This is a genomic window from Marinobacterium weihaiense, from assembly GCF_019061305.1.
Classification (GTDB): Bacteria; Pseudomonadota; Gammaproteobacteria; order Pseudomonadales; family Balneatricaceae; genus Marinobacterium; species Marinobacterium weihaiense.
Genome location: NZ_JAHQZT010000005.1, coordinates 90,856 through 104,825, shown reverse-complemented (window position 1 = coordinate 104,825; position 13,970 = coordinate 90,856). Strand labels below are relative to the sequence as shown.

The window sequence follows — 13,970 nt, the reverse complement described above, 5'->3', positions numbered from 1 at the left end:
GGGCTCTCCGATGAATAGCAGTAAGAAACTGAACGCTTGTTTGATCCTACAGTAAAAGTCTGTACGGCGTACGGCTACTTCCGATTATTTTCACGCAAGAGTCTCCGAACTGCTACAGATCAACATGGGCGTCCCGTAACAGCCGCTCCAGCTCGACAACCGGCAAGGGCCGACTCATCAGATAGCCCTGAATATGGTCACAAGCCAGCTGCTCCAGTGCTTGTTGCTGAGCCGGGGTTTCGACCCCTTCGGCCAGCACATCAAGTCCCAGGCGATGGCCCAGCAAAATGATGGTTTCCACGATGGCATGTGCTTCCTTACTGCCCAGCAGGTCATCCGTAAATGACTTGTCAATCTTGAGGAGATCCAGCGGGAAGCGCTTGAGATACGCCAGCGATGAATAGCCGGTCCCGAAATCATCGATCGCCAGCCTGACGCCCTGTTCGCGCAGGGCCTGCAGCATATCTTCGGCATTCACGCCCGGGGACATCAGGGCGCTTTCGGTCACCTCCAGTTCCAGACGCTCGGGTTCTATTCCGGATTCCTCCAGCGCGGCCGCCAACTCGTCCACCAGAGAATGGTAGTGCAGTTGTTGCGGAGACACGTTCACAGCCACCCGCGGCACCGGCACACCTGCCGCCTGCCAGCGGGCGACCTGTCGACAAGCCTCCTGCAACACCCAGCGCCCAATCTGGCCGATCAGACCGCTTTGTTCGGCCACCGGAATGAAGGCAGCAGGCGGTATCATGCCCCGGTCAGGATGTTGCCAACGAATCAGGGCTTCAACCCCTGTCAGGTGGCCTCCATCCGTTGACCACTGCGGCTGGTAGTACAGGCAGAACTCTTGCCGTTCCAACGCCTGTCGCAGGCTTTGCTCCATGGCCAGTCGCTGCTGTACGGCCACGGTCATGTCATCACTGAAGAAGCTCAGGCTGCCACGCTGTTCCTTGGCACGAAACAGCGCTGCGTCCGCCTGTTGCAGGATCTGCTGTGAGGGCGAGCCTGACTGGTCCACCAGACTGATACCAAAACTGACACTCATCTGAACAGCCTGTCCGCCCGAAAGTTTAAACAACGGCTGTAGCTGTTGCATCAGCCGAGTTGCAACCTGAGCCGCATCCCCCTCATCATGGATCTGTTCCAGCACAACGGCAAATTCATCACCGCCCAGATGATAGAGTTCAACATCATCACTCAGTTCGGACCGGAACCGCCGGGCCACCTCCAACAACAACTGATCGCCTTCAAGATGACCAAAGCTGTCGTTGATGGCACGAAAGTTATCCAGATCAGACAGCAGCAGTGCGGATAAACGACGGTACTTGCGGTTGTACTGGCTGCAGTGCTCAAGTTGACGAAACAAGGCCTTTCGGTTTGGCAGTCCGGTAAGCGCATCATGCGTTGAAAGGTGTTCCAATCGTGACTCGGAGTCTTTCAAACGGCTCAAGTCCGTATAGACACCCACGAACCGTACCTCTTCATCCATGTCCAGGCGACTGATGCTGAGCAGGGCCGGGAAGAGCTCCCCGTGACGTCGACGGCTGACGATTTCGCCCTGCCAATGCCCCTCTGTATTCAGGTGATGCCACACATCCCGGTAAAAGACGTCATCATGCAAGCCTGAACGCAACACCGCTGTTGAGCGGCCCTGCAGATCCGCCTCGCTCCAGCCGAACATATCCCGGAAGGCCGGGTTGACCTGCAGAATATATTTATTTGCATCCGTGATCAGTACCGCTTCCCGCGTGCTGTCGAGCACGGCGGCCGCCTGTTGCAAGCGCATCTCTTGCTGCCGACGTGCCGTAATGTCAACCAGAACACCTTCGATACTCTGGACCTTGCCGGTCATATCCCGCTGCACATGGGTTCGGTCTTCCAACCAGATCACGCCTCGATTCCCCGGCAGCACCAAACGGTAAGTCTGGGTGTAACTGTTCAGCCCTTGCGCCAGATAACGCTCCACCTCGGTTTCAACCCGGCCACGATCCTGCTCATGAATCATGGCCGCAAAGTTGTGGCTATCCCCCTGCAGGTACTCAGGCTCAATTCCCCAGCGACGCACGTTGTCTGACACGAACTCAACCGGCCAGCCCGTCACCGCTTTCCAGCGGATCAACACATACGGACTGGAATTGATCACCTGGCCTGCCGCTGCCAACGCCTGGTCCCGCTGCAGCGAGTCGAGCGCAAAGCCAATATCACTGGCCATTTCTTCCAGCGTAGCCACCAAAGGCTCGGTAAAAAAACCCACCGAATCGGCATACAGCGTCAAATTGGCAAACACGCGCCCCTGATGGAGTAACGGCATGGAGATGGCTGACAGGCAACGATAGCGGCGTGAAAAACTGTGCCAAGGCCGGTAAGTGACAACCGACAGGGTGTCGTTAACAACCACCGTACGCCCCTCTGCGATAGCCTGTTCGCTGAGCCCCTGACCCGGATGAGCGGCAAATATCTCAAACAGCTCGTGCACGCCCGATGCCATTTGACGGTCACCCGCGTGCGCCAGCGCTGACACAATGTGCCCTTGATCGTTGCATTGACCAATCCAGGCAAAGCTCATTTGCCCGTCCTCCACGGCGATCCGACATGCCGACGCCAGCACGTCCTCGGCCGAGTCACTGTGCACGATCAGCTGGTTGACCCGGGACAGCATGCTGTACAGGTTGCTCTGGCGCTGCAGCGCCTGTTGTGCCGCCTGCTCGTGCCGCAGGTCATGTACCATACAGATCGCATGCTCGGGCTCGCCCGCAGGGTCTCGCAACAGGCGTACGTAGATACGCACCGGCACCATCTCACCCGAGGCTGCAACGAAGCGCTTTTTGAGCTCGTAGGCATCGCATTCCCCCGCCATAAGCCGCTCAAAGGCCTGCTGGTCGGCTTCCAGATCATCCGCATGGGTCAGTCCCTGCCAGTCGCGCTGACACAAGGCTTCACTGTCAAAACCGAGCAGGGCTTGCAGAAACTCATTAGCCCTCAGCCACCGCCCGGTCGCCGGGTCCGTGAATCCCATGCCGATATAGGGCATGTCGAAGAAGCCGACCAGCAGTTGCTCTCGGCGCAAAGCCTCATGACGTGTGAAACGTGACAGGGCTTCATACAGTTGTCGGCGGGAATTCAACAGCAGGATAAGGCTGGCCAGTACAGCCAGGACGCCGGTCAACAGCCACCAGGGCCAGTGCTCTTCTGTCAAGCCCGGCTGCCCCTCCAACCAGTGACTCAGGGTGCCCCCGGCCGTTGGCATCAACAGAACGATCAACAGCAGACCGGCAAGCACGGTCCAGTGGCCGGATGACTGGTGAAATCTATCGATACGAAATACCGGACGCCACCGGCTCAATGCCCCGTAGATCAACCCAGCACTGAGCAGCACGAACACGGTGCCCTTGAAACGGCTCACCTGCTCGAATGAGGCGACCGTGCTGGTCATGGCGGCAATCAACACGTCTGACCCATGTACCCAGAACAAGCCGAACAGCAAATACAATACCGCCAAGGCCAAAGGCCGCCCTTTTTCACTCTGCATCATCCGTTGCCACCCTTTGGCGTTGCGCCCCCGGCGGGGCTGCCAGGCACAGGCGCCCTCTACCAGTCGATCACTGTGCCATCATAATTCAAAAAGGTCCCGCTCTGTTCTCGTGTCAATTGCCCCAGCAGTCCTCGCATGGCCGTGACACTTTCTTCGGCGCTGATCAACGCTTGCGGTCCCCCCATGTCAGTCTGTACCCAGCCCGGGTGCAAGGCAATGACCTTGATGCCGGCACCACTCAGATCAATGGAGAGACTCTTGACAACCTGATTGAGTGCGGTTTTTGAGCTGCGGTAATAGTAGCCGCCGCCGGACTGGTTATCACTGATGCTGCCCACCTTGCTGCTTAGAAATGCCACGGTTTTCAGCTTGCTGGTGGCAATACGCGGGTACAGTGCCTGCGTCAGCATCAACGGACTCAGTGTGTTGGTTTCCAGCACCTGCCGCCAAAGCTCACGTTCCACCTTGCCAAAACAGACCCCCTTGGGACCGTAATACCCCGCGTTGTTGATCAACAGATCCAGGGTTTCGTCCCCCAGCACTCGATCAAGGGCCGTGATCTGGCCATCACGGGTGATATCCAGGGTATGCAAATGCACCTGCTCGGGGAAACGCGCCTCAAGTGCCAGCAGCTCCTCGGCATGTACCAGATCACGTACGCAGGCATGGACCCGCCAGCCGTCGCGGGCATACTGATAGGTAAACTCCAGTCCCAGACCACGGTTACAACCAGTAATCAAAACAGTTCCTGACATGTGACCCACTCCCAATGAGAACTGTATTCAGTCAAGCAGCCTCCCTGCCATCTGACAAGTCCCGAGCACTCTGGCACAATCATGCCACACTGCCCGGGAGCCACCTTACATGCGCGTTCTACTGCTGTCCGCCTATGATGCATTGAGCCACCGCTATTGGCGACAGGGGCTGGTTGATGCCTTGCCAATGTATGACTGGACCGTACTGACCCTACCACCCCGTTTTTTTGCCTGGCGGGTGCGCGGCAACAGTCTGAGCTGGGCCTTCAACGAACGTATAACCCTTCAGCAGCCCTATGACCTGATCGTAGCCACCTCGATGGTCGACCTGACCGGGCTGCGCGGGCTGGTACCTGCACTGGCCAACACCCCTACGCTGGTATATTTCCACGAAAATCAGTTCGCCTATCCGGTTTCGGGTCATGAGGTCAACTCGGTTGAGCCGCAGATGCTCAACCTCTACAACGCACTCGCGGCCGACCGGATCCTGTTCAACTCGGAGTTCAACCGCCGCACCCTGCTCGACGGAGCCGCCAAGCTGCTGAAAAAGTTGCCTGACCAAGTTCCAGCAGGACTGTGTGACATCGTTGCCGCACGCTCCAGGGTTCTGCCGGTCCCGCTACCGGATGACGTGTTTAATCAGCCACAGCCACAACCAGGCCCTCTGCAGCTGATCTGGAACCACCGCTGGGAGTTTGACAAGGGGCCAGAGCGGCTGCTGGAAGCGATCCGGGCAGTACAGACACGCGGCGTAGATTTCCGCCTGCATGTCGTCGGTCAGCAGTTTCGACACACTCCCAAGGTATTCGATAACATTCGTCACGCCTTGGCCGAAGGCGGCAATTTAGGGCACTGGGGCCATGTGAAGGCCACTGCCGATTATCGCCGCCTGTTGCAACAGGCCGATATCGTACTGTCGACAGCACTGCATGATTATCAGGGTATCGCCGTGCTGGAAGGTGTCGCCGCTGGCTGCACCCCGCTCGTACCTGACCGGCTGGCGTACCGGGACCTGTTTGCCGCCGAGTATCGCTACGGCGGCGATGAAGAAGCCGAGAACCTCGCATCACACATTGCCCGCCTGGCAACCGCCAAGGCCTCGGGGACGCCGCTGCCCTGTCCGGACATTCGTCACTTGAGCTGGTCCAATCGCGCACAGGATTACGAGCATGCCATGCACGCGACTCTGGAGACATGCTCGCACGACTAGTCTTTCTCGGACTCATTCGCCTGTGCGCGCGTTTCAGAAAACCGATGCAGCGCCTTGAAGTGTATATCGCAATGACGACAGTGGCGGCACATCATCAAGTGCGCCTTCAAGCTGAACCGCTCAGTATTCGACAGCTCCCGATCCAGCTGTTGTGACATCAACTCGGTTGCGCGCTTACAGGACCGCATTGTCTTCCCCCTTGTCAAACCAGCCGTTTTCGAGACAAGCGCGCAGCTTCAGGCGCGCTCGATGCAAAATCACCCAGCAGTTTTGCTCGCTGATGCCCAATGCCGCACAGATTTCTGCCGTTTCCAGCCCCATCAGTTCGCGCATGGAAAACACGCGCGCAGTGCTTTCCGGCAGGTGCAATACACAGAAGTCAAAGACCTGCCAGAAGCCGTCCTGCAGGCAAGCCTGCTCGGGCTCCTGCCATTTTTTCGGGCGTGCCGCCGGCAACCAGTGCGCACGCGGGTTGAACAGCCCCTCCACATCCGGCATGTCATCCGGATCAAAGCCGGTGGACTGCTCACGGCGGCGGTGGCGTATTTCATCGACCAGCTTGTGCTTGAGGATACTGAATACCCAGGTTTCCAGCCGCGCCCGGCCGTCGAATCGCTCGACTCCTTCCCAAGCACCGATCAGAGCTTCCTGAACCAGATCCTCCGCCTGGCTTTCATCGCCCAGCTGCAGCCGGGCAAATGCCAGCAACCTGGGCCGCAGACCGTCCAGCTGCTGATGAAATGCTTCCTGCCCAGCCCTCTTTTCAGTTGTACTCAAGCGTCTGTCTCCCGGCTCGGTTCCACACTTTTCTTGGGTGGTATGCCAAGCATAGTCGTTTATGACCGCCAAACCTTACATGCACCTGACATTGCCCCCTCCGGTATGGCTGCCCTATCATGCTGCCTTTCACGGTGCCAATAGAGAATACGAAGACCGGCATGAACCCGACAGCGCCCGCCTTTACCCTGCGTGACTACCAGCAGGATGCCGTAGACGCCACGCTCAAGCATTTTCGCGCCGGCAATGATCCGGCCGTGATCGTGCTGCCCACCGGCGCCGGTAAAAGCCTGGTGATTGCGGAGCTTGCCCGACTGGCGCGACGGCGCATCCTGGTGATCACCCATGTGCGCGAGCTGGTGGAGCAGAACCACGCCAAGTACGCGGCACTGGGACTGGAGGCCGGCATTTTCTCGGCGGGTCTGGGGCGCAAGGAATTCAGCCATCAGGTTACTTTTGCCAGTGTGCAGTCGATCTCGCGCAATCTGGAACACTTTGCCGCCGCCTTTTCGCTGCTGATCATCGACGAGTGCCACCGCGTCAGCGAGGACGAGGACAGCCAGTACCAGCAGGTCATCACCCATCTGCGTGATCACAACCCGGGGCTCAAGGTGCTGGGCCTGACCGCCACCCCTTATCGTTTGGGGTACGGCTGGATCTACCGCACCCATTACCGCGGATTCGTGCGCAGCGAGGAGCCGCGGGTGTTCGACAAGTGCATCTTTGAACTGCCGCTCAGTCACATGATCCGCCACGGCTACCTGACGCCACCGGAGGTCATCGATGCCGCCATCGCCCATTATGACTTTTCCTCACTGACACCCTCGGAAAGCGGCCACTACCCGGAGCGCGAACTCAACAGCCTGCTGGCCAGACACCCGCGCGTGACCCGTGCCATCTGCGAGCAGATCGAAGAGCTGGCGGCCCAACGCCAGGGCGTGATGATCTTTGCCGCCACCGTGAAGCACGCCCATGAGATCGGCGGCTACCTGCCCGCCGCCGACACCGCCGTCATCACGGGGGCGACTCCCGGTGAGGCGCGCGAGCAGCTCATCCAGCGCTTCAAGGCCCGCCAACTGAAATACCTGGTCAACGTGGCGGTGCTGACCACCGGCTTCGATGCGCCCCATGTGGACCTGATCGCCATTCTGCGCCCGACTGCTTCGGTCAGCCTCTATCAGCAGATCGTCGGCCGCGGCCTGCGCCTCAGTGATGGCAAAGACAACTGCCTGGTCATCGACTACGCCGGTAACGGTTTCAACTTGCACCATCCCGAGGTGGGCACGCCCAAGCCCGACAGCAACTCCGAGCCGGTACAGGTGTTCTGCCCGGGCTGTGGCTTTGCCAACATCTTCTGGGGCAAGACCGACAGCAACGGCCAAGTGGTCGAACATTACGGCCGCCGCTGCCAGGGGTTGCTGGAGATGGAGGGCGAAAAATCAGAACAGTGCGACTACCGTTTCCGCTTCAAGGAGTGCCCCCATTGCGGCGCTGAAAATGACATCGCCGCACGCTACTGCCAGAGCTGCCGGGAAGCGATCATCGACCCGGATGACCTGCTCAAGCGTGCGCTGCAGCTGAAGGATGCGTTGGTGATCCGCTGCGCCGGTATCAGCCTCAGCGCCAGCGGCGAATGTCTCACCGTGACCTATCACGAGGAACAGGGTGAGGAGTTGCGTGAGCGCTTTCACTTGGACCGCCCGGCGCAGCGTGCCCTGTTCAACAAGCTGTTCGGCCGCCGCTGCAACAACGGCGAGTCGCCGCGCCAGTTCAAGACCGCCACCGAAGCGCTGGCCGCCGAGGCATTGTTGCCCGCGCCGGACTTTGTCATCGCCAAGCAGACAGGCAAGAAAGGTCGCCAAGGCGGCGGTTACTGGCAGGTGCGCGAGCGCCTGTTCGATTATCAGGGGGCTTATCGCAAGGCCAACGCGCTCTGACCAAGCCCGCATTAACCCTTGCGCTGCGCCTTCAACCGCTCACTGAACGGCACCGATGGCCCCAGCAGAATGGGCAGATAGCGCCAGGCAAAGAGTGCAAACGCCAGCAGCCAGAGCAGTCCGGAGACCATGATCAGCGCCATCATGCCCTGGGGAAACAGCGCGGCCAGCACCCGAACCAGCGCCGCCAGGTGCAGGGTGACAAAGGCCAAAGTCAGGATCGGGCCTGCGGTCAATTCGCGGCCGGTGTGTCCCAGTGCGGCCCGTGAGGCCACCGCCATGATCATGCCGCCCATGGCCCCCACCGTCAGCGCATGCAAACCCGCACTCATTGCCCACAGCCCGGCGCTGCTGCCCGCCAGCAGCAACAGGCCGATACCGAGCCAGGCGTAACCGATATGCAGGACCAGCAACAGGGGTTCGGAGCGGGTTTGCCAGCCGTGCCAACGCCACAGGCGCAGCAGTTGCGCAACGCCCGCCAGCAGCAATAGTACCGCCGTCAGCATGGCGGCAGGCCAGAACACCCAGATTATCCCCGCCACCGGCGTCAACGCAGCCGCTGCCACATCGACCAGGCCAAAGGGTGCCGGCATCCGTGTGCTTCTGACTTCCTGGCGGTTCAGCCAGTTACGGGTAAACGCCGGGGTGATGCGGCCACCGATCAGGGTCAGCAGCATCAACACCAGTACCAGGGTCAGGTGCAGTACCTCCAGCGCGGGCAGCCAGTGCAGATGATAGGCCAGGATCAACAGCGCAAAACCGGCGAGGATCACCAGCACCTTGAGGTTACGCCGATTACCCGCCTTGATCAGCTCACGCCCAAACAGAAACGCCAATAGTAGCCAATAGCTGACCGCCCCCAAAGCATTGACCCCATCCGGCCAGTCTCCCCCCAAAAAGGCGACTGCGCGGGCCAGCAGCCAACTCGCCGCCAGCAACATCAAGGGCGCGCCCGCCACCGGCTTGCGCCCGGTCCAGTTAGCCACTGCCGCCAGCAGAAAACCGCCAATGGCTGCCCCGACAAAGCCGAACAGCATTTCATGCCCATGCCACACCACCGTTGACACCAATGTTGCAGGCGGTGCCAGCCAACCACTCCAAAACAGCAGCCAGGTGGCCAGCATTAGAAGTGCCTGGGTGGTTGCCAGCACAAAGAGTGGCCTGAAGCCGTTGCTAAAAATCCAACCAAGGCAGCTATCGGGTTGTGCTTCCAAATTGACCATGGCCACACTCAAATTAGATGTAATTCAAAAACATTTTTATAGTGATCAATATTTACTCATCGCCTGATCAATGTCCATGTCTTGGCAGAAAATTTGTCGTACGATCAAAAGTTGAACACAACAGGTCCGCGACAGGATACACTGCACACCATCATAAAAATCAAACACCTATTTGAAACGCATGAGCAAAAGTTCCTCCCGCATTTTGAAGCTGATCTGGATTCTGACGGGCATCAACCTGTCGGTCATGTTCTTCATCATGTGGAACGACCAAGGCAATAACAGCATTGATGCGCGTGTCATCGGTATCTCCCTGTTTTTGGTATTCGCATTGCTGTTTCTGCTCATGGGGGATCTCCTGCGACGCTTCATGATGTTGCGCCAGCAGTCGGAATCGGCCCGTGAGCGTATGCGCGACGCCGTGGAGAGCCTGTCCGAGGCCTTTGCCCTCTACAGCCCCAAGGGCAAGTTGATCCTGTGCAATCAGCGCTGGCGCCAGATCTACCCTTGGCTCGACAGCCTGGAATTCGAATACTGGGACGACTTCCAGCAGCAACTGCGCCCCCATGTAACTCGCGAGGAAAAGGTTGAAAGCCATCAGCCCGGGGCCAGCAGCTATATCGAACATCTCGACAGCGGCCATGCCATTTTGGCCAGTGACAGCCGTACCCGGGAAGGCGGCATCGCCTGCGTGCGTACCGACATCACCCAGACCCAGAAAAACGAGCAGCAGCTGCGCACCCTGGGCCGCGCCATGGAGCAGATCCCGGCTTCGGTGATGATCACCGACACCCGCGGCACCATCGAATACGTCAATCCAAAATTCTGCGAAACATCCGGCTACAGCCTGAAGGAGGCTCAGGGGCAGAAGGCCGACCTGCTGCGTTCAGGAGAGATGTCTGCAAGTGTCTATGATGATCTTTGGCAGACCCTCCAGCAGGGACAGGAGTGGCACGGCCAACTGCTGAATCGGCGCAAGGATGGTTCGCTGTTCTGGGAACAGGCCTCCATCTCAGCCGTGCGCAACGAACATAATAATGTGCAGAGCTATATTGCCATCAAGGAAGACATCACCCAGCAAAAGGCCATTGAAGAACAGCTGCGCATGATCGAAGCGGTCTTCCGTACCAGCAACGAGGCCATCATGGTGGCCGACCGCAACGGCCTGATCAAAACCATTAACCCGGCGTTCACGCGTATCACCGGCTACACCCTCGAAGAGGTGCGAGGCAAGAACCCGAGCATGCTGAGCTCCGGCCGCCATGACGCCCTCTTCTACCAGGAAATGTGGGAAGAGATTGGCCGCAACGGCTCCTGGAGCGGCGAGATCTGGAACCGGCGCAAAAGCGGCAACATCTACCCCGAGTGGCTATCGGTTTCGGTTATCCATGATGAACATGGCGAGCCTAATGAATATGTTGCCGTTTTCTCTGACATCACCAAGCGCAAGAACGATGAGGCGCAAATCGTCCGGCAGGCCTACTACGACGACCTGACCGAACTGCCCAACCGCACCCTGCTGGCCGACCGACTCAACCTGGCCATTGCGACAGCCGACCGTGACGAGCAGGTCATAGCGCTACTCTTCATCGACCTGGACCGCTTCAAATACGTCAATGACTCCATGGGGCATGAGTATGGTGATGACCTGCTCAAGCAGGTGGCCAAGCGCCTCAACGGCTGTGTACGCGATACGGATACCGTTGCCCGCTTTGGCGGAGATGAATTTGTCATCCTGCTGCACAACATCAAATCCGACTCGGATGCCGCTTACGTCGCCAGCAAGCTGCTGGAAAGCCTCTGCACTCCCTTTGTCCTGGCCGGGCGCGAGATCATTATCGGCGCCAGCATCGGTATCGCCATGCACCCCGGCGACGCCAATACCGCCGAAATGCTGATACGCAACGCCGATCTGGCCATGTACAAGGCCAAGCAGTCCGGGCGCAACCAAGCCCATTTCTTTACCAGCGCCATGCAGGAGCATGCCAACGAGCGCATGACTCTGGAACAGGACCTGCGCCATGCGCTGGAGCTGAACCAACTGGAAGTCTATTATCAGCCGATTGTCGCCGGTGACAGTGGTCGAGTCGTCGGGGTGGAAGCTCTGCTGCGCTGGCACCACCCGGAACACGGCGCCATCCCACCGGACCAGTTCATTCCGCTGGCCGAAGAAACCGGCCTGATCGGCCAGATCGGCGAGTGGGTGCTGGAGACCGCCTGTCAGCAGGTCCAACAGTTGAACCGAAACGGCGCCGGGCTTTACCTGTCGGTCAACATTTCCGAGCGTCAGCGTGACCTGGGGCTGGATGCCGACGCCGTCAGTGCCGTGCTGGCACATTATGCACTGCCGCCAGATGCCTTGATGTTAGAGATTACCGAGGGACTGCTGCTGCAGGACAGCGAGGAAACGCTGGCCTGGCTGGAAGGGTTCAAGGCACTGGGCGTGTCCCTGGCCATTGATGACTTCGGCACCGGCTACTCGTCACTGGGGTATCTCAGGCGCTTCCCGGTCGACACGCTCAAGATCGACCGCGAGTTCATCCGTGATCTGAACAATGACCGCTATGCCGACTCACTGGTGGCGGCCATCATCTCCATGGCTGCAAGCCTGGAACTCCGACTCATCGCCGAAGGGGTCGAAACCGACAAGCAGCAGCGCACCCTGGTCAGCCAGAGCTGTCGCTACATGCAGGGCTACCGCTTCTGCCATCCACTTCCGGGCCCAGCACTGACCGAATGGCTGGATACGTACCAGCCCGAACCTTGTAACGAAGAGCCCTGATAGGGTCGTCAGTCCTGCGCTGGCGATAACGGTTCCAGCGCCTGCGCCAGCGTCGGGCTGAACGCCAGACGTCCGGCTTCCGGTGCCATGCCGGCCCGTGCCAGCGCACGCAACGGCTGGAACTGCAAATCGGCAATCACCAGTTCGACATCACGCGCCCGGCAGTCCGCCATAAAGCCTTCCAGCGCGCTCAGGCCACCGGCATCCAGCAGCGGCACCGCATCCATGTACAGCACGACCCCGCGCGCGTCTCGACTGGCCTGCCCCAACTCATCAAACACGCGATCAGCGGCGGCAAAAAACAGCGGACCACTGAGCTTGAACACCCGCCAGCCGGGTGTCAAAGGTGCCGGCACATGCTTGCGCTGCTCGGAAATATCCGTGAAGCGGGTCATGCCGGCCAAATCACGCATGAACAGCAAAGAGGCCAGCACGATACCGGCAAAGATGGCGATCACCATATCAAACAGCACCGTTAGCAGCATGCAGGTGAGCAACACCAGCACATCCCCCCGTGGCGCACGGCGCAGCAGCTGTACCACCTTGGGGGCCTCGCTCATGTTCCAGGCCACCATCAGCAGCAACGCGGCCATACTGGCCATGGGCAGGTAAGCCAACGCTGGCGCCAACGCCAGCAGCCCGGCCAGTACCACACCGGCATGGATCATGCTTGCTACTGGCGAGCAGGCGCCGGCCCGGTAATTGGCAGCCGAGCGCGCCAAGGCGGCGGTCGCCGTAAAGCCGCCAAAAAAAGGGGCGACCAGATTGCCGATACCCTGCCCCAGCAGCTCGCCGTTGGCATGGTGGCGTCGCCCGCTCATGCCGTCCAATACCACGGCACAAAGCAGCGACTCGATCGCCCCCAGCATGGCAATGGAAAAGGCCGCCGGCAGCAGCTCACGCACCAGCGACCAGCTCAGTGCCAGCGGCTCGCCATCGGGGCCAGGACGATCCCAGGGCCAGGCCAGCTCGGGAAAGAACGGCGGAATGCCAGCGCCCAGAGTGCCATCGGGCAACAGATAGCTGAAGCGGCTGCCGATGGTCTCGACCTCATGCCCCATGCCGGTGGCAACCCAAGCCACCGCCAGGCCGGCCAGCAGCGCCGGCAGATGCCCCGGTATCGGGATACGCAGGCGCGGCCAGAGAATCAGGACCGCCAGCGTGACCGCCGCCACGGCGGTGGCTGCCGGATCCAGCGACGGCAGCGCATTCGCCAGCACCACCACCCGCTCCGCCCAATGCTCAGGCAGTTCGGCCAGTGACAATCCAAACAGGTCCGGTACCTGCAGCGTGGCAATCACGATGGCGATCCCCGAGGTAAAACCCAGCGTTACCGATTCAGGGATATATTCGATCAGACGCCCCATACGAGCAAACGCCAGGCCGATCAGTATCAGTGCCGACATCAATGTTGCCAACAGCAGACCGGCCAGGCCATAGGCCTGCGCCACCGGGTACAGAATGACGACAAAGGCCGCCGTTGGCCCCGATACGCTATAGCGGGAGCCACCACTGAGTGCAATCAGGAAACCGGCCACAATGGCGGTGTACAGGCCATACTCAGGCTTGACTCCACTGGCGATCGCCAGCGCCATGGACAACGGAATGGCGATCACGCCCACGCTCAGCCCGGCCATCAGGTCGCGCAGTAACGCTTGGCGCCCGTATCCTTCCCGAAGGACCTCCCGAAGTGCACTGGCGAACGAGAGCGAATGGAGCCGAGCTTGCCTGGACATGGTGCATCATCCTGCTGTTTT

General features: G+C 59.8%; 9 protein-coding genes. 3 read left to right on the top strand and 6 right to left on the bottom strand.

The window, feature by feature from the left end:
* Nucleotides 1-112: 112 nt before the first annotated feature.
* Nucleotides 113-3,529: a bifunctional diguanylate cyclase/phosphodiesterase gene (locus tag KTN04_RS05315; RefSeq protein ID WP_217334179.1), complete on the bottom strand. Its 3,417-nt coding sequence runs from the start codon at nucleotides 3,527-3,529 to the stop codon at nucleotides 113-115.
* A gap of 56 nt (nucleotides 3,530-3,585) precedes the next feature.
* The gene (locus KTN04_RS05310) at nucleotides 3,586-4,284 is read right to left on the bottom strand and encodes an SDR family oxidoreductase (RefSeq protein ID WP_217334178.1); all 699 of its coding nucleotides are present in this window, start codon (nucleotides 4,282-4,284) and stop codon (nucleotides 3,586-3,588) included.
* 109 nt (nucleotides 4,285-4,393) lie between these two features.
* Here KTN04_RS05310 and KTN04_RS05305 point away from each other — a divergent pair, with 109 nt between their 5' ends.
* Entirely contained in the window at nucleotides 4,394-5,494 is a 1,101-nt protein-coding gene (locus KTN04_RS05305) for a tRNA-queuosine alpha-mannosyltransferase domain-containing protein (RefSeq protein ID WP_217334177.1), read from the top strand.
* Here KTN04_RS05305 and KTN04_RS05300 read toward each other — a convergent pair.
* Nucleotides 5,491-5,652: a zf-HC2 domain-containing protein gene (locus KTN04_RS05300; protein WP_254262398.1), complete on the bottom strand. Its 162-nt coding sequence runs from the start codon at nucleotides 5,650-5,652 to the stop codon at nucleotides 5,491-5,493. The two genes, KTN04_RS05305 and KTN04_RS05300, sit on opposite strands and share 4 nt — an antisense overlap.
* A 16-nt stretch (nucleotides 5,653-5,668) precedes the next feature.
* Nucleotides 5,669-6,271, bottom strand: coding sequence for a sigma-70 family RNA polymerase sigma factor (locus KTN04_RS05295; protein WP_217334175.1), 603 nt, complete (start codon nucleotides 6,269-6,271; stop codon nucleotides 5,669-5,671).
* Nucleotides 6,272-6,432: 161 nt separating this feature from the next.
* Here KTN04_RS05295 and KTN04_RS05290 point away from each other — a divergent pair, with 161 nt between their 5' ends.
* Complete coding sequence (locus tag KTN04_RS05290; protein WP_217334174.1) at nucleotides 6,433-8,208, top strand: DEAD/DEAH box helicase; 1,776 nt, start codon at nucleotides 6,433-6,435, stop codon at nucleotides 8,206-8,208.
* 11 nt (nucleotides 8,209-8,219) lie between these two features.
* Here KTN04_RS05290 and KTN04_RS05285 read toward each other — a convergent pair whose 3' ends face one another.
* Nucleotides 8,220-9,431 (bottom strand): NnrS family protein, encoded by a 1,212-nt coding sequence (locus KTN04_RS05285; RefSeq protein WP_256449055.1) that lies wholly within the window; start codon nucleotides 9,429-9,431, stop codon nucleotides 8,220-8,222.
* A gap of 181 nt (nucleotides 9,432-9,612) precedes the next feature.
* Here KTN04_RS05285 and KTN04_RS05280 point away from each other — a divergent pair, with 181 nt between their 5' ends.
* Nucleotides 9,613-12,213: an EAL domain-containing protein gene (locus tag KTN04_RS05280; RefSeq protein ID WP_217334172.1), complete on the top strand. Its 2,601-nt coding sequence runs from the start codon at nucleotides 9,613-9,615 to the stop codon at nucleotides 12,211-12,213.
* Between the two features lie 8 nt (nucleotides 12,214-12,221).
* Here the strand turns inward: KTN04_RS05280 and dauA are convergent, their stop codons facing one another.
* Nucleotides 12,222-13,949, bottom strand: coding sequence for a C4-dicarboxylic acid transporter DauA (gene dauA / locus KTN04_RS05275; RefSeq protein WP_217334171.1), 1,728 nt, complete (start codon nucleotides 13,947-13,949; stop codon nucleotides 12,222-12,224).
* Nucleotides 13,950-13,970: the final 21 nt, after the last annotated feature.